The organism is Micromonospora peucetia, assembly GCF_900091625.1.
GTDB classification, from domain to species: Bacteria; Actinomycetota; Actinomycetes; order Mycobacteriales; family Micromonosporaceae; genus Micromonospora; species Micromonospora peucetia.
Genome location: NZ_FMIC01000002.1, coordinates 1,283,412 through 1,302,560, shown reverse-complemented (window position 1 = coordinate 1,302,560; position 19,149 = coordinate 1,283,412). Strand labels below are relative to the sequence as shown.

The 19,149-nt window shown below is 71.8% G+C and carries 18 protein-coding genes and 1 tRNA gene; 16 read left to right on the top strand and 3 right to left on the bottom strand.

Features of this window, described 5'->3' with window-relative positions:
- Positions 1-66 precede the first annotated feature (66 nt).
- Positions 67-1,869, top strand: coding sequence for a methionine--tRNA ligase (metG, locus tag GA0070608_RS06080; protein ID WP_091623098.1), 1,803 nt, complete (start codon positions 67-69; stop codon positions 1,867-1,869).
- 59 nt (positions 1,870-1,928) lie between these two features.
- Here metG and GA0070608_RS06075 read toward each other — a convergent pair whose 3' ends face one another.
- On the bottom strand, positions 1,929-2,780 hold the full coding sequence (locus GA0070608_RS06075; protein ID WP_091623095.1) for an alpha/beta fold hydrolase: 852 nt from the start codon (positions 2,778-2,780) through the stop codon (positions 1,929-1,931).
- Positions 2,781-2,947: 167 nt separating this feature from the next.
- Between GA0070608_RS06075 and GA0070608_RS06070 the strand changes: the two genes are divergently transcribed.
- The 7 genes from GA0070608_RS06070 to GA0070608_RS06045 all read left to right on the top strand — a co-directional run bounded on the left by GA0070608_RS06070 (position 2,948) and on the right by GA0070608_RS06045 (position 9,270).
- Positions 2,948-3,868, top strand: a complete 921-nt coding sequence (locus GA0070608_RS06070; RefSeq protein WP_091623093.1) for a TatD family hydrolase — start codon at positions 2,948-2,950, stop codon at positions 3,866-3,868.
- Positions 3,869-3,919: 51 nt separating this feature from the next.
- Positions 3,920-4,789 carry a 16S rRNA (adenine(1518)-N(6)/adenine(1519)-N(6))-dimethyltransferase RsmA gene (gene rsmA, locus GA0070608_RS06065; protein WP_091623091.1) on the top strand — a complete coding sequence of 290 codons (870 nt, stop codon included), beginning with the start codon at positions 3,920-3,922 and terminating at the stop codon, positions 4,787-4,789.
- 9 nt (positions 4,790-4,798) lie between these two features.
- Positions 4,799-4,939: a hypothetical protein gene (locus tag GA0070608_RS31890; protein WP_176733647.1), complete on the top strand. Its 141-nt coding sequence runs from the start codon at positions 4,799-4,801 to the stop codon at positions 4,937-4,939.
- Positions 4,936-5,892, top strand: a complete 957-nt coding sequence (locus GA0070608_RS06060) for a 4-(cytidine 5'-diphospho)-2-C-methyl-D-erythritol kinase (protein WP_091623089.1) — start codon at positions 4,936-4,938, stop codon at positions 5,890-5,892. The genes GA0070608_RS31890 and GA0070608_RS06060 overlap by 4 nt, the downstream gene beginning before the upstream one ends.
- 277 nt (positions 5,893-6,169) lie before the next feature.
- Entirely contained in the window at positions 6,170-7,975 is a 1,806-nt protein-coding gene (locus tag GA0070608_RS06055; RefSeq protein WP_091634419.1) for an ABC-F family ATP-binding cassette domain-containing protein, read from the top strand.
- 113 nt (positions 7,976-8,088) lie between these two features.
- Complete coding sequence (locus GA0070608_RS06050; RefSeq protein ID WP_091623086.1) at positions 8,089-8,544, top strand: DUF4383 domain-containing protein; 456 nt, start codon at positions 8,089-8,091, stop codon at positions 8,542-8,544.
- A 249-nt stretch (positions 8,545-8,793) separates the two neighbouring features.
- The gene (locus GA0070608_RS06045) at positions 8,794-9,270 is read left to right on the top strand and encodes a DUF4383 domain-containing protein (protein WP_091623083.1); all 477 of its coding nucleotides are present in this window, start codon (positions 8,794-8,796) and stop codon (positions 9,268-9,270) included.
- A gap of 15 nt (positions 9,271-9,285) precedes the next feature.
- Here the strand turns inward: GA0070608_RS06045 and GA0070608_RS06040 are convergent, their stop codons facing one another.
- On the bottom strand, positions 9,286-9,975 hold the full coding sequence (locus GA0070608_RS06040; protein ID WP_091634415.1) for a TetR/AcrR family transcriptional regulator: 690 nt from the start codon (positions 9,973-9,975) through the stop codon (positions 9,286-9,288).
- Positions 9,976-10,205: 230 nt separating this feature from the next.
- The gene (locus tag GA0070608_RS06035) at positions 10,206-11,162 is read right to left on the bottom strand and encodes an acyl-CoA desaturase (protein ID WP_091623080.1); all 957 of its coding nucleotides are present in this window, start codon (positions 11,160-11,162) and stop codon (positions 10,206-10,208) included.
- Positions 11,163-11,355: 193 nt separating this feature from the next.
- On the opposite strand from GA0070608_RS06035, the gene GA0070608_RS06030 reads away from it, so the two are divergent.
- The 8 genes from GA0070608_RS06030 (at position 11,356) to GA0070608_RS05995 (ending at position 19,071) form a co-directional block, all read left to right on the top strand.
- Positions 11,356-11,426: transfer RNA gene (locus GA0070608_RS06030), tRNA-Gln, on the top strand.
- Positions 11,427-11,500: 74 nt separating this feature from the next.
- A complete protein-coding gene (gene glmU / locus GA0070608_RS06025; RefSeq protein WP_411970775.1) occupies positions 11,501-13,036 on the top strand; it encodes a bifunctional UDP-N-acetylglucosamine diphosphorylase/glucosamine-1-phosphate N-acetyltransferase GlmU in 1,536 nt (511 codons plus the stop codon).
- Between the two features lie 53 nt (positions 13,037-13,089).
- Entirely contained in the window at positions 13,090-14,070 is a 981-nt protein-coding gene (locus GA0070608_RS06020; protein WP_091623073.1) for a ribose-phosphate diphosphokinase, read from the top strand.
- A gap of 366 nt (positions 14,071-14,436) precedes the next feature.
- Positions 14,437-15,120 carry a 50S ribosomal protein L25/general stress protein Ctc gene (locus GA0070608_RS06015; protein WP_091623068.1) on the top strand — a complete coding sequence of 228 codons (684 nt, stop codon included), beginning with the start codon at positions 14,437-14,439 and terminating at the stop codon, positions 15,118-15,120.
- A gap of 102 nt (positions 15,121-15,222) precedes the next feature.
- Positions 15,223-15,813 (top strand): aminoacyl-tRNA hydrolase, encoded by a 591-nt coding sequence (gene pth, locus GA0070608_RS06010; protein WP_091634410.1) that lies wholly within the window; start codon positions 15,223-15,225, stop codon positions 15,811-15,813.
- A 119-nt stretch (positions 15,814-15,932) separates the two neighbouring features.
- A complete protein-coding gene (locus GA0070608_RS06005) occupies positions 15,933-16,766 on the top strand; it encodes an inositol monophosphatase family protein (protein WP_091623065.1) in 834 nt (277 codons plus the stop codon).
- An 80-nt stretch (positions 16,767-16,846) separates the two neighbouring features.
- A complete protein-coding gene (gene cysD, locus GA0070608_RS06000) occupies positions 16,847-17,758 on the top strand; it encodes a sulfate adenylyltransferase subunit CysD (RefSeq protein ID WP_091623062.1) in 912 nt (303 codons plus the stop codon).
- Positions 17,758-19,071, top strand: coding sequence for a sulfate adenylyltransferase subunit 1 (locus GA0070608_RS05995; protein WP_091623061.1), 1,314 nt, complete (start codon positions 17,758-17,760; stop codon positions 19,069-19,071). The genes cysD and GA0070608_RS05995 overlap by 1 nt, the downstream gene beginning before the upstream one ends.
- Positions 19,072-19,149: the final 78 nt, after the last annotated feature.

Genomic DNA, 19,149 nt, shown 5'->3' with positions numbered 1-19,149 from the left:
GGTCCTACGACCCGTGGGCCCTATTGGTTCGCGGTCACCGTGAGCGGGTCACTAGGCTTCCTGGTCATGAGTCACGTTCTCGCGGCGGTCGCCTGGCCGTACGCCAACGGCCCGCGCCACATCGGCCACGTCTCCGGTTTCGGCGTTCCCTCCGACGTCTTCAGCCGGTACATGCGGATGGCCGGCCACGACGTGCTCATGGTGTCGGGCACCGACGAGCACGGCACCCCCATCCAGGTGCAGGCGGACGCCGACGGCGTCACCCCGCGCGAGCTGGCCGACCGCTACAACCGGGTGATCGTGGAGGACCTGCACGGCCTCGGCCTCTCCTACGACCTGTTCACCCGCACCACCACCCGCAACCACTACGCGGTGGTGCAGGAGCTGTTCGAGGGGATGTACCGCAACGGCTACATCGTCCCGAAGACCACCATGGGGGCGATCTCCCCGTCCACCGGCCGGACCCTGCCCGACCGCTACATCGAGGGCACCTGCCCGATCTGCGGCTATGACAGCGCCCGTGGCGACCAGTGCGACAACTGCGGCAACCAGCTCGACCCGATCGACCTGATCGACCCGAAGTCGCGGATCAACGGGGAGACCCCGAAGTTCGTCGAGACCGAGCACTTCTTCCTCGACCTGCCCGCCCTGGCCGACGTGCTGCGGCAGTGGCTCGACACCCGCGAGGGCTGGCGGCCCAACGTGCTGCGCTTCTCCAGGAACCTGCTCGACGACCTCCAGCCCCGGGCCATCACCCGCGACCTGGAGTGGGGCGTGCCGATCCCGCTCGACGGCTGGCGGGACCGCCCCGACAAGCGCATCTACGTCTGGTTCGACGCCGTGATCGGCTACCTGTCCGCCTCCATCGAGTGGGCCCGCCGCTCCGGCGACCCCGAGGCCTGGCGGAAGTACTGGTCCGCCGACGGCGAGGGGAAGGACGCCCGCGGCTACTACTTCATGGGCAAGGACAACATCGTCTTCCACTCGGTGATCTGGCCGGCGCTGCTCTCCGGCTACTCCGGCGAGGGCAGCCGGGCCGGCGAGCCGGGCCGGCTGGGCCGGCTCAACCTGCCCACCGAGGTGGTCTCCAGCGAATACCTCACCATGGAGGGGAAGAAGTTCTCCTCCTCCCGCCGGGTCGTCATCTACGTGCGGGACTTCCTGGAGCGTTACGACGCCGACGCGCTGCGCTACTTCATCGCCGCCGCCGGCCCGGAGAGCAACGACACCGACTTCACCTGGGCCGAGTTCCTCCGCCGCAACAACGACGAACTGGTCGCCGGCTGGGGCAACCTGGTCAACCGGTCCGTCTCCATGGCGGCGAAGAACTTCGGCGCGATCCCGCCGGTCGACCCGGCCGGCCGCACCGAGGCCGACGAGGCGCTGCTCGCGGTCGCCCGGGCCGGCTTCACCACGGTCGGCGACCTGATCGCCCGGCACCGCCAGAAGCAGGCCATCGGCGAGGCGATGAAGGTGGTCGCCGAGGCCAACCGATACCTTTCCGAGCAGGCGCCGTGGAAGCTCAAGGGCGACGCCGACAAGCCGCGGATGGGCACCATCCTGCACGTCGTCCTCCAGGTGGTCAGTGACGCCAACACGCTGCTCACCCCGTTCCTGCCGCACTCCGCGCAGAAGGTGCACGAGCTGCTCGGCGGCACCGACGTGCACGCCCCGATGCCGGTCATCGAGGAGGTCGAGGACCTCGACGGCGGGCCCGCGTACCCGGTGCTGACCGGCGACTACACCGTCGGCGCGCGCTGGGAGTCCGTGCCGCTGGAGGCCGGCCGGCCGCTGGCCACGCCGACGCCGGTCTTCCGCAAGCTCGACCCGTCGATCGTCGACGAGGAACTGGCCCGCCTGGCCGACTGACGGCCGCCTGCGTGCCGACGGGCGCGACCCCGGGAGGGTCGCGCCCGTCGTCGTACGCGTCAGGCCCGGGCCATCGCGGGGGCGCCGATGAAGTCCATGATCGCGCGGTTCACCTCGGCCGGATGCGTCCAGGGAGTGCCGTGCGGCGCCCCCTTCAGGGTCACCAGCTTCCCGTCGGGCAGCATCGACGCGAGCCGCTGACCGGTCGCCGGGTAGGGCAGCACGGCGTCCTTGTCGCCCTGGATGATCAACACCGGGACGTCGATGTTCGGCAGGTCGCCCCGGAAGTCGGTCTGCCAGGCGTCCACGCAGTCGTGCGTACCCTTCGCCGAGGCCCGCGCGCCGATCTCCCAGTGCGCCCGGAACGCCTCCTCGCTGACCACCCTGCCCTTGTTCTCCTGGTAGTTGAAGAACGCCTCGCAGAAGGTGGTGAGGTAGGCGAACCGGTCATCGATGATCGCCTTCTGGAAGCCGTCGAAGAGGCTCTTCTCGACCCCCTCCGGGTTGTCGGAGGTCTTCAGCAGGAACGGCGCGAGCGGGGCCATCAGCACCGCCCGGTCGACCCGCTGCGAGCCGTACGCGCCCAGGTAGCGGGTCACCTCGCCGGTGCCCATCGAGTGGCCGACCAGGATCGCGTCGCGCAGGTCCAGCTCGTTCATCAGCACGTCGAGGTCGGCGGCGAACGTGTCGTAGTCGTAGCCGAAGCTGGGCTGCGCCGAGTTGCCGAAGCCCCGCCGGTCATACGTGATCACGCGGTAGCCGGCCGCGAGCAGGGGGCCGCTCAGCTTCTCCCAGGTCGCCCCGTTGAACGGGAAGCCGTGGATCAGCACGATCGGCTGCCCCTGGCCGTGGTCCTCGTAGTACAGGTCGATGGGGGCGGAATTCTCCGTACCCACGGTGATGAAAGGCATACGCGTCTCCTGGTCACGTGACGGTCGGACGCCCGCGGGTTCCCGCCCCGCCCGGGGTTATGCCGCCGCTTGCGGGTGCCGCGCCCGGTCAGAGCGGGTACGGCAGGTCCACCACGCCCCCGTACGTCACGCGCGGGTCTTTTCCGCCGCGCTGACGGCGGTGTGTGATGCTGGCCGCGATGAGCGAGCCCACCGAAACCCGCAAGCAGCGTGCCGCCCGCCGGGCCGGGGAGTTCCCGCCGGTGCCCGATCCGCTGCCCCGTCCCGTGCTGGACAGCCACACCCATCTCGACATCACCGTCAGCGAGGCCGGCGTGCCCCCGCGGGCGGACGGAGATCCGGGCGGCGGCGCCGCTGAGGACCCGGTCGCCGTGGCCGTGGCCGTCGCCGCCTCGGTGGGGGTGGACCGGCTGGTGCAGGTCGGCGTTGACGTCGCCTCCTCCCGCTGGGGCGCCGACGTCGCCGACACCCACCCGGCCGTGCTGGCCACCGTGGCGCTGCACCCGAACGAGGCCCCCCGCCTGGCCGACCTGGACGAGGCGCTGCGCGAGATCGAGGCGCTCGCCGCCCGGGACCGGGTACGCGGGATCGGCGAGACCGGGATGGACTTCTTCCGTACCGGCGAGGAGGGCCGCGCCGTGCAGGAGGAGAGCTTCCGGGCGCACATCGCCATCGCCAAGCGGTACGGCAAGGCGCTGGTCGTCCACGACCGGGACGCACACGCCGACGTGCTGCGGATCCTCGACGACGAGGGTGCGCCGGAGACCGTGGTGCTGCACTGCTTCTCCGGCGACGCCGACTTCGCCCGCGAGTGCGTCCGCCGGGGCTACCTGCTCAGTTTCGCCGGCACGGTCACCTTCGGCAGCGCCACCGCGCTGCGGGAGGCCGCCGCGCTGACCCCGGTCGAGCAGCTCCTGGTGGAGACCGACGCGCCCTACCTGACCCCGATGCCGCACCGGGGCCGGCCGAACGCCTCGTACCTGATCCCGCTGACCGTACGGGCGCTGGCCGAGACGACCGGTACGGACCTGGACCGGCTCTGCGCCGCCATCTCCACCACCGGCAACCGCACCTTCGGCCCGTGGTGAAAGGAAGGGGCCCCTCCTTTCACTTGAGGGGGGCCGCATAGGCTACGGGGCGTGACCGGTCTCCTCGGCCCGGCGGAGATCCGGGAACTGGCCGCCCGGCTGGGCGTCACCCCCACCAAGAGGCTCGGCCAGAACTTCGTGCACGACCCGAACACCGTCCGGCGCATCGTCACCGCCGCCGGGCTGGCCCCGGACGACGTGGCGCTGGAGGTCGGCCCCGGCCTGGGCTCGCTCACCCTCGCCCTGCTCCCGGTCGCCGCGCACGTGCACGCCGTGGAACTCGATCCGACGCTGGCCGGCGCGCTGCCGGACACCGTCGCCCGGCACGCCGAGCCCCACGCCGCGCGGCTGACCATGCACCACGCCGACGCGCTGCGCATCCGGGCCGCCGAGCTGGCCGATCCGCCGCCGACCGCGCTGGTGGCGAACCTGCCCTACAACGTGGCCGTGCCGGTGGTGCTGAACCTGCTCGCCGAGCTGCCCAGCCTGCGGCACGGGTTGGTGATGGTGCAGAAGGAGGTCGCCGACCGGCTCGTCGCCGGCCCCGGTTCCAAGGTGTACGGCGTGCCCTCGGTCAAGCTCGCCTGGTACGCCTCGGCCCGCGCCGCCGGGAAGGTCCCGCCGAACGTCTTCTGGCCGGTGCCGAACGTCGACTCCGGACTGGTCGCCTTCGCCCGCCGCGAGCCGCCCCGCGTCGACGTACCCCGGCAACGGGTCTTCGCCGTGGTGGACGCGGCGTTCGCGCAGCGCCGCAAGACCCTGCGCGCCGCGCTGGCCGGCTGGGCCGGCGGCGCGGACCGGGCGGCTGCGGCCCTCGTCGCCGCCGGGGTCGACCCCGGCGCGCGCGGGGAGTCACTCACCGTCGAGCAGTTCGCCGCCATCGCCGCGTCGGCTCCGGCCGCCCCACCCGCCGCGCAGTAGGCTGACGCCGTGCCCACCGGGGGCCATCCGCACGTGTACGCGTACGACCTGGTCGACGGCCGGTACGAGCTGGCCGTCGACTCCGCCGAGGAGCTGATCGTGGAGAAGCCGTTCGACATCCGCCTGCGCGTGCGGGACACCGCCCCGTGACCGAGGCCTGGGGACCGGACGACGAGGGCGAGCAGCGGCGGCGCGGAGCCAGCGGGCCGGTGCGGGTCCGGGTGCCCGCCAAGGTCAACCTGCACCTCGGGGTGGGGCCGCTGCGCGGCGACGGCTACCACGAGCTGAACACCGTCTACCACGCGATCTCCATCCACGACGAGCTGACCGCCCGCCGGGGCGACACGCTCACCCTCACCATGGAGGGCGAGGGCACCGGCGAGCTGGCCCTGGACGACACCAATCTGGTCATCCGGGCGGCCCACGCCCTCGCCGCCCACGCCGGGGTGCCTGCGCACGCCCGACTGCACCTGCGCAAGCAGATCCCGCTGGCCGGCGGGCTGGCCGGGGGCAGCGCCGACGCCGCCGCCGCGCTGGTCGCCTGCGACGCGCTCTGGGGGACCGGGCTGTCCCGCGACGAGCTGGCCCGGATCGCCGCCGACCTCGGTTCCGACGTGCCGTTTCTGATCCACGGTGGCACCGCCCTGGGCACCGGTCGGGGCGAGACGGTCAGCCCCGTGCTGGCCCGCCCCACCACCTGGCACTGGGTGGTGGCCATCGCCGACGGCGGCCTCTCCACCCCGGCCGCCTACCGGGAGTTGGACCGGCTCCGCGAGGCCGGCGTGGCCGGCGAGCCGCTGGGCAGCACCGACGCGCTCTTCGCCGCGCTGCGCCAACGCGACCCCCGGGTCCTGGCCGAGACCCTCGGCAACGATCTCCAGGACGCCGCCCTGGCCATGCGCCCGTCGCTGGCGGAGACGCTGAAGGCCGGCGAGGCGGCGGGCGCGCTGGCCGGAATCGTCTCAGGCTCGGGGCCAACCTGCGTCTTCCTGGCGACGGATGCCGCCGACGCCGAACGGATCGCCACCGAGCTGGCATCCGCCGACGTCTGCCGCACCGCCCGCACCGCCCACGGCCCGGTCCCCGGCGCCCGCATCGCCTGACCCCCTCCCCGTTCCCCCCCCGTCCCCCCGTCCTCCCGCGCGTGTCCGCGCGGGCAAGACGCTCGCTGGTGTTCGGCACCATCGCCGCCGATCTTGCACTTCTGGCCCGAGATATGGGTGGAATGTGCCCCTTGTCGGGGCGCTAAGTGCAAGATCGCGGGGAAGTCTGCGGGAACCCCGCGTGGGGCGGGCGGTGGGGTGGTCCGCGTAGGCTGGAGGCTCAGGCGTCCCAGGTGCCGGCCGGCACCGGGACGCCTTGATCATGGGAGGTGAGGTCGTGGCCAACATCGTCAACCTGGACCGGGTTTCCAAGGGCTACGGCGCCGCCGGGCCACTGCTCACCGACGTCTCGCTCGGCCTGGACGACGCCGACCGGATCGGTGTGGTCGGTCTCAACGGCGCCGGCAAGTCCACCCTGCTGCGGCTGCTCACCCGGATCGAGGAACCGGACGACGGGCGGGTCACCCACCGCCGCGACCTGCGGGTCGCCTGGCTGCCGCAGAACCTCCAGCTCGCCCCCGAGGCCACCGTCCGCGACGTGGTGCTCGGCACCGCCTGGCTCGGCGAGAGCATGGGCGCCGAGCACGAGTGGGCCGGCGACGCGGGTGTCCGCGCCATCCTCGACGGGCTCGGCATGCCCCACCTCGGCCTCGACCAGCCGGTCGGCCCGATGTCCGGCGGTGAGCGGCGGCGGGTCGCGCTGGCCGCGCTGCTGGTCCGCGAGTCGGACCTGCTCATCCTCGACGAGCCCACCAACCACCTCGACGTCGGCGGAGTCGACTGGCTGGCGAAGTATCTCGTCGGCCGCAAGGGCGCGCTGGTCGTGGTCACCCACGACCGGTGGTTCCTCGACGCCGTCTGCACCGACACCTGGGAGGTCGCCGACCAGACCGTCCGGGCGTACGAGGGCGGCTTCGCCGCCTGGACCCTGGCCCGCGTCGAGCGGGACCGGGTCGCCGCGGCCACCGAGGCCCGTCGGCAGAACCTGCTCCGCAAGGAGATCGCCTGGCTGCGGCGCGGGCCGCCCGCCCGTACCTCCAAGCCGCAGTTCCGCATCGATGCCGCCAACGCGCTGATCGCCGACGTCCCGCCGGCGCGCGACACCATGTCGCTGCAACGGATGGCCACCGCCCGGCTCGGCAAGCAGGTGTACGACCTGGAGGACGTCACCCTGCACGCCGGCCCGAAGGAGATCCTGCGCGACACCACCTGGCACGTCGGCCCCGGCGACCGGATCGCCATCCTCGGCCGTAACGGCGCCGGCAAGACCACCCTGCTGCGGATGCTCGCCGGCATCACCCGCCCCGACGGTGGGCGCTTCGCCACCGGTTCGACCGTCCGGCCGGCCTTCCTCTCCCAGGAGTTGGCCGAGCTTCCCGGGCACCTGCGGGTGCTCGAAGCGGTCGAGGAGGTCGCCCGGCGGGTGCAGCTCGGCGACCGGGAGGTCTCCGCCGCCCAGCTCGCCGAGGTCTTCGGCTTCGACGACCGGCGGCTCTGGACGCCGGTCAGCGACCTCTCCGGCGGCGAGCGGCGCCGGTTGCAGATGCTCCGGCTGCTCGCCGGGGAGCCGAACGTGCTCCTGTTCGACGAGCCCACCAACGACCTGGACACCGACACCCTCGCCGCGCTGGAGGACCTGCTCGACTCCTGGCCCGGCACCGTCATCGTGGCCAGCCACGACCGGTACCTCATCGAGCGGGTGACCGAGGTCGCGTACGGGATGTTCGGCGACGGCCGGCTGGTGCACCTGCCCGGCGGCGTCGACGAGTACCTCGCCCGGGCCGCCGGCCAACCCGGGCCGGCGGTGCCGGGGGCGGCCCCCGGGACCAGCTCCGACGCCCCCGCCGCGACCGGCATGTCCGCCGCCGAGGCACGGCAGGCCCGCAAGGAACTGGCCCGGCTGGAACGGCAGGTCGTCAAGCTGGACCAGAAGGAGGGGGCGCTGCTCGACCAGCTTGCCGCGCACTCCACCGACTACGCCAAGGTCGCCGAACTCGACGCGCAGCTCAAGGAGGTGCGGGCCGATCGGGAGCGGACCGAGGAGACCTGGCTGACCCTGGCGGACGAGATTCCGGCGATCTGAGCCATCCCGTCGTCGCGGCGCCGCACCGGGAGGCCCCCGTGTGCGGCGTCACACTTCGACGTGCGGGACAATCGTCCGCGACCCCTCAACCGAACGGCGTTGGAGACTCAGACATGGCCCACACCCCCGTCAATCACCCCGCGCGGCCGGTCTACCGGGCGATCGGCGGGCTGACCGGTCTGTACCTGGTGGCCTTCGGCGTGCTCGGCATCATCGCGAGCGTCGGCGACGAGGTCTTCGCCCAGGATGACACCGCGATCCTCGGCCAGGGCACGAACCTCGGGTTCTCACTGGTCAGCGTCCTGCTGGGGGCCGCGGTGCTGGCCGGCACCGCGATCGGTCGCAACATCGACGTCATGGTCAACCAGTGGCTGGCGTACGTCATCATGGTGATCAGCCTCGCCGGTCTCGCCTTCATCCAGACCGAGGCCAACATCTTCAACTTCAGCATCTTCACGGTCATCGTGCTGATGGTGGTCAGCCTGGTCCTGCTGATGGTCGGCATGTACGGCAAGGTCGGCACGGACGCGGAGCAGGACGCCTGGCAGAAGGCCCGGCTCGTACTCTGATCTTTCTCTGATTGTGCTCCGGGTTGTCGCCGGAGCCCGACCCGCTCCGGGCGGTCAGGCTTGATCCCTGCGCGGGTCGGGCTCCGGCGACAACCGACGTGGTCCCGCTCCGACCCGGCCCTGCGGTCCGGTGGGGTGGGATCTTCTTCGTTCCGCCCGTTGTCGGGTGTTGCCTTTGGGCGGTTTGGGGGACAGTCGGCTCCTGCCGGGGGACAATCGGGGCGATTGTCCTACTCGGGCGGAGGGGCCATGCCGCACTTTCCCGTGAACCATCCGGCACGGCCGGTCTACCGGGTCCTCGCCGGCCTGGTGGGGCTCTACATCCTGGTCTTCGGGGTCTGGGGCGTCGCCCTGACGTGGGGCGACCCGCTCTTCGACCGGGGCAGCAACTGGGCCCTCGGGCTCCGCACCAACCTGGCCTTCTCGCTGATCTCCGTCGCCTTCGGGATCGTGCTCATCGTCGGGGCGTCCCGGCGCGGCAACCTCGGTCACCACATGAACCTGACCGCCGGGGTCGTCTTCCTGGCCACCAGCATCCTCATGATGTCCGTGCTCCAGACCGACGCCAACTTCCTCAACTTCTCGATGTCCACCGTCGTCGTGTCGATGTTCTTCGGCCTGCTCCTGCTCGGCACCGGCCTGTACGACAAGGTCGGCACCGACGAGCACGCCGAGGAGGAGCGGCGCCGCCGGCACCACCCGGTCTCCGACGCCCACAGCCGCTGAACATCCGCCCCCGGGTCAGCGCCCCCGCACCGTGATCAGGCCCGGCTTCGCCTCCAGGTGCGACAGCCCGCTCCAGGCCAGGTTGACCAGGTGCGCCGCGACCGTCTCCTTGCGCGGCTTGCGGACCTCCAGCCACCAGCGGCCGGTCAGCGCCACCATCCCCACCAGCGCCTGCGAATAGAGCTCGGCCAGCTTCGGGTCGTAGCCCCGGCTCTTGAACTCCGCACCCAGGATGTGCTCCACCTGGTGCGCCACGTCGTTCATCACGCTGCTGAAGTTGCCCGCCGCAGACAGCACCGGCGAGTCCCGTACCAGCACCCGGAAGCCGCTGGTCTCCTCCTCGATGTAGGTCAGCAGGGCCAGCGCCGCCTGCTCCAGCAACTCGCGCGGGTGGCCGGCGGTCAGGGCCGTGGTGATCCGGTCCAGCAGGGCGCGGACCTCCCGGTCCACCACCACCGCGTAGAGCCCCTCCTTGCCGCCGAAGTGCTCGTAGACCACCGGCTTGGAGACCTTCGCGCGGGACGCCACCTCCTCTATGGAGGTGGCGTCGAAACCGCGCTCGGCGAAGATCTGCCGGGCGATCGAGATCAGCTGCTCCCGGCGCTGGGCCGCCGACATGCGTACCCGTGAGGAGGGCTTTGGGGCCGCGGCGGGAACCGCCCGCCGCCGGCCGGCCGTGCCGTCGCTGCCAGGGACATCCGCCATGTTCTCGTCACTCCGCCGGCGCTCGGTGCCGCCCTGTCGTGGGATGTTGCCGCCGCCGTGCTGGGTCACGTCGTCCCCTCGCCGGTCGTCGGTCGGGTGGCGCTGCCGCCCCGGTGACCGTATCCCCGTCGGGCCCCGCCCCCGGTTCGCCGGGCCGCCCGGCATCGCATCCGCTTCGCTCGGTCACCCGGCCATACTGCCAGGTGGCCTTCGCGCCCACCTGCCCCGCTTCACCGCCCAGTGCCGGGCTCGACCAGCTTCGCCGCGATGCGCTCGGGCTTCGGCCAGCGCACGTCCCGGGCCGCGCCGGCCTTCTCGAACAGCCAGATCACCCGGGCCGAGATGTCCACCTGGCCGCGTAGTACGCCGTGCCGGGCGCTGGTCGGGTCGGCGTGGTGCAGGTTGTGCCAGCTCTCGCCGAACGACAGGATCGCCAACGGCCAGAAGTTTGACGCCCGGTCGCCCTGGCGCATCGCGAACGGCCGCTCCCCATAGACGTGGCAGACCGAGTTGATGGACCAGGTCACGTGGTGCAGCAGCGCGATGCGCACCAGGCCGGCCCAGAAGAGCGCGGACAGCGCCCCCCGCCACGACCAGGTGAGCAGGCCGCCCATCAGCGCGGGACCGAGCACCGAGAGCACCACCAGCAGCGGAAACAGTCGGTCCACCCGGTTGATGTCCCGGTCGGCGAGCAGGTCCGGGGCGAACCGCCGCCGGTTGGACAACTCCCGACCGAAGAGCCAGCCGACGTGCGCGTGGAACAGGCCCTTCGTCAGGCCACTGACGCTCTCCCCGAACCGCCAGGGCGAGTGCGGGTCGCCCTCCAGGTCGGAGAAGGCGTGGTGGCGCCGGTGGTCGGCCACCCACTGGATGATCTCGCCCTGCACCGCCAGCGAGCCGGACACCGCCAGCGCGACCCGCAGCCAGCGCTTCGCCTTGAACGACCCGTGGGTGAAGTACCGGTGGTAGCCGACCGTGATGCCCAACCCGGAGAGCACGTACCAGAACCCGGCGACGGCCACGTCGGTCCAGCTCAGCCAGCCGCCCCAGGCGACCGGTACGGCGGCGACGAGGGCCAGGAAGGGGATCACCACGAACGCCCAGAGGGCGACGAGGATGCCTCGGGACTGGGTGCCCTGGGTGAGTGGTTTCGGGCCGGCGGACGAATCGAGGGATGTGGTTGGCATGTCACCTCGCAGACGGATGGGAAGATCACGAAGTTACGCCTACGTCACCGTAACTTAGGTTCCCTGGACACGCATGGGACAGCGGCGGGGATGAATGCCTGAGGCTGCCGCACGGAATGAGCGATGGCGTTACGGACCAGGGGCGCTAAGGTGTAGAGGACGGGCAGCCGTTCGGTTTGCCCGTTTTAGGCCGTCCCGGGTCGTCTAATGGCAGGACGTCAGGTTTTGGTCCTGATTGTAGGGGTTCGAGTCCTCTCCCGGGAGCTTCCGCTCGTCGCGGACGATGTCTGGTTAGCATGGCCGCGAGACTGTCCGCTGTCCCGACGGGAGCCCGTGTCGTGTCCCAGCCCCACCTCCGCACCGTTGTCGTGCTCGCCGCCGGTGAGGGCAAGCGGATGAAGTCGGCGCTGCCCAAGGTGCTGCACCCGCTGCTCGGCCGTACCCTCGTCGGCCACGTGCTCGCCGCCGCCGCGCCGCTGACCGCAGACCGCACGATCGTCGTGGTGGGACACGGTGCCGACCAGGTCCGCGCGCACCTCGCGGAGATCGCCCCCGAGGCCACCCCGGTGCTCCAGGCCGAGCAGCTCGGCACCGGGCACGCCGTACGGATCGCGCTGGACGCCGCGGCGGACGCCACCGGCACCGTGGTCGTCATCAACGGCGACGTGCCGCTGCTCCGCCCGGAGACGGTGGCCGCGCTGGTGGAGGCGCACGAGGGTGCGGGCGCGGCGGCGACCGTGCTCGCGGCCGAGGTGCCCGACCCGACCGGCCTGGGCCGGATCGTGCGGGATGCCGACGGGCGGCTCGAGCAGATCGTCGAGGAGCGCGACGCCACCGGAGCACAGCGGGCGATCCGGGAGATCAACGCGGGCATCTACGCGTTCGACGCCGCCCGGCTGCGCGCCGGGCTGGGCAAGCTGTCGACCGACAACGACCAGGGCGAGGAATATCTGACCGACGTCTTCGGCCTGCTGGGCTCGGCCGGCGAGTCGGTGGTGGTGCACGTGGCGGCGGACCACGTCGAGACGCTGGGCTGCAACGACCGGGTCGAGCTGGCCGTGCTGCGCCGGCTGCTGCGCGACCGGGTCAACGAGGCCTGGATGCGTACCGGGGTCAGCCTGCTCGACCCGGACACCACCTGGATCGACGTGACGGTCGCCCTGGACCGGGACGCCGTGATCGACCAGAACACCCAGCTGCGCGGCGGCACGGTGGTCGGCACCGGCGCGGTGGTCGGGCCGGACGTGACGCTGATCGACACCGTCGTCGGCCCGGACGCCACCGTGCTGCGCAGCCACGCGGTGAGCGCGGAGGTCGGCCCGGGCGCCGCCGTCGGGCCGTACGCGTACCTGCGGCCGGACGCCCGGCTGGCCGAGAAGGCCAAGGTCGGCACGTTCGTCGAGGTGAAGAACTCGGAGGTGGGCGCGGGCGCGAAGGTGCCGCACCTGTCGTACGTGGGGGACGCGACGATCGGCGCGAAGGCGAACATCGGCGCGGCGACGATCTTCGTGAACTACGACGGGGTGAACAAGCACCGCACCACGGTCGGCGAGGCCGCGTTCGTCGGCTGCGACACCAGCCTCATCGCGCCCGTCGAGGTGGGCGCCGGGGCGTACGTGGCGGCGGGCAGCGCGATCACGCAGGACGTGCCGCCGGGTGCGCTCGGGGTGACCCGGGCGCCGCAGCGCAACATCGAGGGCTGGGTGACCCGCAAACGGGCCGGTACGGCCTCCGCGAAGGCGGCCGGGCGGGCCCGAACGGCTGATGAGGGTGCGTCGGCGTCGGGGTCCGGGGCAAGTGAAGGTGAGGCAATCCACGGGGACGCCGAGCCGGTCAGGTCGGCGTCCGGCGCGGGGGATACTGCAACCGAATAGGCCCCGGCCCACCACCCGCCGGGTACCACCGACCAACGGGAGCAGACGGGCCCATGGGCAGCATCGTCGCCGAAAACCGCAAGAGCCTGATGCTTTTCTCCGGACGTGGCTTTCCGGAGTTGGCCAGGGAGATCGGTGAGGTGCTCGGCGTCGCGCCGACGCCGGCCGACGCGTACGAGTTCGCCAACGGTGAGATCTTCGTACGGTTCAAGGACTCGGTGCGCGGTTCGGACGCCTTCGTGGTCCAGTCCGTCACGCACGGGGTCAACACCTGGGTCATGGAGACCCTCATCATGATCGACGCGCTGAAGCGCGGTTCGGCCAAACGGATCACCGTGGTGCTGCCGTTCTACCCGTACGCCCGGCAGGACAAGAAGCACCGCGGCCGGGAGCCGATCTCGGCCCGGCTGGTGGCGGACCTGCTCAAGACGGCCGGGGCGAACCGGATCCTCACCGTCGACCTGCACACCGCGCAGATCCAGGGCTTCTTCGACGGCCCGGTCGACCACCTCTTCGCGATGGACATCCTCGCCGAGTACGTCCAGCACAAGTACGCCGGCCGCCCGATGACGGTGGTCGCGCCGGACTCGGGCCGGGTGCGGGTGGCCGAGCGGTGGACGGACCGGCTGGGCGGCTGTCCGCTGGCCTTCATCCACAAGACCCGGGACCCACTGAAGCCGAACCAGGTGGTGGCGAACCGGGTGGTCGGTGAGGTCGAGGGCCGGGTCTGCCTCATCGTCGATGACATGATCGACACGGGCGGCACGATCTGCGGGGCGGCGGACATCCTCCGGCAGTCCGGCGCGGCCGACGTGATCGTGGCCTCGACCCACGCGTTGCTCTCCGACCCGGCGACCGAGCGGCTGAAGAACGCCCCGATCAGCGAGGTCGTGGTGACCAACACGCTGCCGCTGCCGCCGGAGAAGCAGCTCGACAAGATCACCGTGCTGTCGATCGCGCCGCTGCTGGCGCGGGCGATCCGTGAGGTCTTCGACGACGGCTCGGTGACCACCCTCTTCGGCGGCCTGAGCTGACCGCCTGACGCCTGGGCCGGCGGGCCACTGCCCGTCGGCCCAGGCGTCGGCCGTCGCGGCCGGCGACCGGACGGCCGCCGCGCGGGAGGTGCCTGGACGAGGGGCCGGCGGGCGGATCCGTATCACCCTGCGGGCCTGCGGGAACGGTGATAAGGGGACTGCCGGAAAGCGCGGAATCAGCTCGGGTAGACTGGTGCGGTTGCCACGGCGAGGGTGCCCGGCGGGTCGCTGACAAGCGCCGCACGGAGGCACCGTCATCGACGCGGTGCTCCGGGCCGTCGTTCTCGACGCTGAGCCCCAGCGAGCCCCTCGCCCCAGCACCGCCAGACGACAAGCCGCCGCAGCGAAAGCATCAGGAGTTTCCCCGTGTCCGAGGTAAAGATCAGCGCCGAGCCCCGTACCGAGTTCGGCAAGGGTGGTGCCCGTCGTACCCGCCGGGCCGGCAAGGTGCCCGCCGTGCTTTACGGCCACGGCGAGAAGCCCAAGCACATCGCGCTGCCGGCCCGCGAGTTCGCGGCCGCGATCCGCAAGGGCGGTGCCAACCAGCTCTTCGCGATCGAGGTCAGCGACGGCACCCAGGTGCTGGCGCTGCCGAAGGCGATTCAGCGTGACCCCATCAGGGACACCTTCGAGCACGTGGACCTGCTGCTGGTCCGCCGGGGCGAGAAGGTCACCGTCGAGGTCCCGGTCCAGCTGACCGGCGAGGCCGCGCGGGACACCCTGATCGTGCACGACCACGACACCCTGTCGGTCACCGCCGACGCCACCAAGGTGCCGGACCACCTGGAGGCCTCGATCGCGGGTCTGGAGGCCGGCACCCAGGTCACCGCCGGCGACGTGGAGCTGCCGGCCGGTGTCGAGCTGGCCGCCGACCCGGAGCAGACCGTCGCCTCGGTGACCGCCGCGCCGACCGCCGAGCAGCTCGAGGCCACCCTCCCCGAGGTCGAGGAGGCCACCGAGGAGGCCGAGGCCGAGGTTGGCGAGGAGACCGCCGAGGGCGCCGAGGCTCCGGCCGCCGAGGAGAACGCCGAGGCGAAGACCGAGGCCTGATCGGTTCGCATTCGCTGCTACAGGCGTCCCCGCACGGTCGGGGGCGCCTGTCGGCGTATCGGTATGCGGGTGGGTGACGGCGAGCAGCGGGAGGGGCGAGGCGTGACGGACGAGACGGGGCCGTGGCTGGTGGTCGGCCTGGGCAATCCAGGTCGGGAGTACGCCGGCAACCGGCACAACGTCGGCTTCCTGGTGGCCGACCTGCTGGCGGGCCGGCTCGGCGCGCGGTTCGGCCGACACAAGCGGGCGGCGGCGGAGGTCGCCGAGGGGCGGCTCGGCTTCGGCGGGCCGAAGCTGGTGCTGGTCAAGCCGCTGACGTACATGAACCTCTCCGGCGGGCCGGTGGCCGGCCTGGCCCAGTTCCACAAGGTGCCGCCCGGCCAGGTGGTGGCGGTGCATGACGAGTTGGACATCGGCTACGGCCAGCTGCGGGTGAAGTGCGGCGGCGGCGAGGGCGGGCACAACGGCCTGCGGTCGATGTCGAAGTCGCTGGGCACGAAGGAGTACGTCCGGGTGCGGTTCGGTATCGGTCGGCCGCCGGGGCGGCAGGATCCGGCGGACTACGTACTGTCGGATTTCAGCGCGGCGGAGCGCAAGGAACTGGAGTTTCTGGTGGACCGGGCCGCGGATGTGGTGGAGTCGGTGATCACCAGGGGCGTGGAGCCGACGCAGAACCTCTACCACGGGGTGTGAGCGCCGGGCCGGACGCCGGGGGCCGGTAGTCTTCGCCATTCCGGCGCGACCGTCGACGTGGGTCGTCGGCGGTGTGGCGGATCGGATGCGGAGCGTGGCGAGCGACGGGAGCAGGAGTCATGGGCAGTCCTCCGATGATCGACGGCGCGTTCGCCCGGTGGCTGGCGGCCCGGGCCGGTCAGGCGCTGGTCGGCCTGCGGTCCGAGATGGGCTTCGCCGACGCGGGGGCGTTGAAGGCCGCGGGCGACAAGGTCTCGCACGACCTGATCCGTACCGAGCTGGCGAAGTGGCGGCCGGGCGACGCGGTCCTCTCCGAGGAGGACGAGGGCTCACGGCTGGCCTGGGCCGCGGAGGTGAACGCCGCGGTGGTGCCCCGACTGACCGCCGACCGGGTGTGGATCATCGACCCGCTGGACGGCACCCGGGAGTTCTCCGAGGAGGGCCGCTCGGACTGGGCGGTGCACGTGGCGCTCTGGGCGCGTACCGCGCCGACGCCGCACGGTCTGGTCGCGGGCGCGGTCGGGCTGCCGGCGCAGCACCGGGTGCTCGGCACCGACTATCCGCCGGCGTACCCGCCGATGACGGTGGAGGCGGCGAACACTCCCGGCGGTCGTACGATCCGCCTGGCGGCGAGCCGGAGCCGACCGCCGGTGTTCCTGACCGACCTGGCCGAGGACGTCGGCGCGCACCTGGTGCCGATGGGCTCGGCCGGGGCGAAGATCGCGGCGGTGGTCACCGGTGAGGTGGACGCCTACATCCACGCGGGCGGCCAGTACGAGTGGGACTCGGCGGCGCCGGTGGCTGTGGCGACGGCCACCGGGCTGCACGCTTCCCGGATCGATGGTTCTGCGCTGAGATACAACGAGGCGGATCCGCGCCTACCCGATCTGCTGGTCTGCCGCAAGGATCTCGCCAGTCGGTTGCTTGCAGCGTTGCAGCGTCATTCCGGGTAGCCTGAGCCGCACTTCTTGGCATACCCGACCGGAAAGGTCTGGAATTCGATGAGCGGATTCGAGCGAAGCGAGCCCGTGTCATGACCGCCCCCGCCGCCTACCAGGTGTCGCACCTCGACGCGCTGGAGGCCGAGAGCATCTTCGTGATGCGCGAGGTGGTCGCCGAGATGGAGCGGCCGGTGCTGCTCTTCTCCGGCGGCAAGGACTCGATCGTGATGCTCCGGCTGGCCCAGAAGGCGTTCGCCCCGGCCAACATCCCGTTCCCGGTCATGCACGTGGACACCGGGCACAACTTCCCCGAGGTCCTGGAGTACCGGGACCAGCGGGTCGCCGAGCTGGGGCTGCAACTGGTGGTGGCGAGTGTGCCCGAGGCGCTGGCCAGCGGGCTGGTGCGCGAGTCGGGCGACGGGATGCGCAACCGGATCCAGACGCCGGTGCTGCTGGACGCGGTGGAGAAGCACCGGTTCGACGCGCTCTTCGGCGGCGCCCGCCGCGACGAGGAGAAGGCCCGCGCCAAGGAGCGGGTGTTCAGCTTCCGTGACGAGTTCGGCCAGTGGGACCCCAAGAACCAGCGCCCGGAGCTGTGGGCGCTCTACAACGGCCGCCGCCACCCGGGCGAGTCGATCCGGGTCTTCCCGCTGTCCAACTGGACCGAGCTGGACGTCTGGCACTACATCGCCCGGGAGCACATCGCGCTGCCGTCGATCTACTACGCGCACGAGCGCGAGGTGATCGAGCGGGACGGGATGCTCTACGCGGTCAACGAGTTCTTCCGTCCTCGGGCGGGCGAGGACCGCTTCAAGGAGCGGGTGCGCTACCGGACGGTGGGCGACGCCTCCTGCACGGCGGCGGTCCGTTCCGACGCCGACACGGTCGAGAAGGTCATCGAGGAGGTCGCCGCCACCCGGATCACCGAGCGTGGCGCGACCCGCGGCGACGACCGGGTCAGCGAGGCCGCCATGGAGGACCGCAAGCGGGAGGGCTACTTCTGATGACCACCGAGACCGTCACGAACACGACTGACGGGCCGGCCGCCACCGGGGCCAGGCCGATGGACCTGCTGCGATTCGCCACGGCCGGCAGCGTCGACGACGGCAAGTCGACCCTGATCGGCCGGCTGCTCTACGACACGAAGTCGCTCTTCACCGACCAGCTTGCCGCCGTCGAGGCGGTCAGTGCCGCGCGGGGCGACGAGTACACGAACCTGGCGCTGCTCACCGACGGGCTGCGGGCCGAGCGCGAGCAGGGCATCACCATCGACGTGGCGTACCGCTACTTCGCCACCCCCCGGCGGAAGTTCATCATCGCGGACACCCCGGGGCACATCCAGTACACCCGGAACATGGTCACCGGGGCGTCGACGGCCGACCTGGCGCTGATCCTGGTGGACGCCCGCAAGGGCCTGGTCGAGCAGTCCCGCCGGCACGCGTTCCTCTGCTCGCTGCTGCGGGTGCCGCACCTGGTCCTCTGCGTCAACAAGATGGACCTGGTCGACTGGTCGCAGGACGTCTTCGAGCGGATCGCGGACGAGTTCACCGCGTTCGCCGCGAAGCTCGACGCGCCCGACCTGACGGTGGTGCCGATCTCCGCGCTGCGCGGCGACAACATCGTCAGCCGGTCGGAGAACATGCCCTGGTACGAGGGCCCGTCGCTGTTGCACCACCTGGAGCGGGTGCACATCGCCAGCGACCGCAACCTGGTCGACGTCCGGTTCCCGGTGCAGTACGTGATCCGCCCGCAGTCCACCACCGTCACCGACTACCGGGGCTACGCCGGCCAGGTCGCCTCCGGGGTGCTCAAGCCGGGCGACGAGGTGATGGTGCTGCCGTCCGGGTTCACCAGCCGGATCGCCGCCGTGGAGACCGCCGACGGGCCGGTCACGGAGGCGTTCCCGCCGATGTCGGTGACCGTACGCCTGGAAGACGAGATCGACATTTCCCGGGGCGACATGATCTGCCGTCCGAACAACTCCCCGGCGGTGTCCCAGGACATCGAGGCGATGGTGTGCTGGATGGACGAGACCCGTCCCCTCCAGGTCGGCGGCAGGTACGCCATCAAGCACACCACCCGCTCCGCGCGGGCCATCGTGCGCGGGCTGCACTACCGGCTGGACGTCAACTCGCTGCACCGCGACGAGTCGGCGGGCGAGCTGGGGCTCAACGAGATCGGCCGGGTGCGGCTGCGGACCACCGTGCCGCTGCTCGCGGACGAGTACCGCCGCAACCGCACCACCGGCGGCTTCGTGATCATCGACGAGGCCACCAACCGTACGGTCGGCGCGGGGATGATCGTCGAGGCACAGTGACGCGCACCGGCGGGCGTGTGGTCCGGGGCGGTTGAGCGGCGTCGGGGTGGGGTGTGGGGCCTCGTCCGGCGCCGCCGT

Coding starts and splice junctions, on each gene's coding strand:
- GA0070608_RS06005 (WP_091623065.1), top strand. CDS start 15,933: ATGGGCAGTCCTCCGATGATCGACGGCGCGTTCGCCCGGTGGCTGGCG.
- GA0070608_RS06035 (WP_091623080.1), bottom strand. CDS start 11,162: ATGCCAACCACATCCCTCGATTCGTCCGCCGGCCCGAAACCACTCACC.
- cysD (WP_091623062.1), top strand. CDS start 16,847: ATGACCGCCCCCGCCGCCTACCAGGTGTCGCACCTCGACGCGCTGGAG.
- GA0070608_RS06020 (WP_091623073.1), top strand. CDS start 13,090: ATGGGCAGCATCGTCGCCGAAAACCGCAAGAGCCTGATGCTTTTCTCC.
- GA0070608_RS05995 (WP_091623061.1), top strand. CDS start 17,758: ATGACCACCGAGACCGTCACGAACACGACTGACGGGCCGGCCGCCACC.
- GA0070608_RS06075 (WP_091623095.1), bottom strand. CDS start 2,780: ATGCCTTTCATCACCGTGGGTACGGAGAATTCCGCCCCCATCGACCTG.
- GA0070608_RS06040 (WP_091634415.1), bottom strand. CDS start 9,975: ATGGCGGATGTCCCTGGCAGCGACGGCACGGCCGGCCGGCGGCGGGCG.
- metG (WP_091623098.1), top strand. CDS start 67: ATGAGTCACGTTCTCGCGGCGGTCGCCTGGCCGTACGCCAACGGCCCG.
- GA0070608_RS06070 (WP_091623093.1), top strand. CDS start 2,948: ATGCTGGCCGCGATGAGCGAGCCCACCGAAACCCGCAAGCAGCGTGCC.
- GA0070608_RS06045 (WP_091623083.1), top strand. CDS start 8,794: ATGCCGCACTTTCCCGTGAACCATCCGGCACGGCCGGTCTACCGGGTC.
- GA0070608_RS06050 (WP_091623086.1), top strand. CDS start 8,089: ATGGCCCACACCCCCGTCAATCACCCCGCGCGGCCGGTCTACCGGGCG.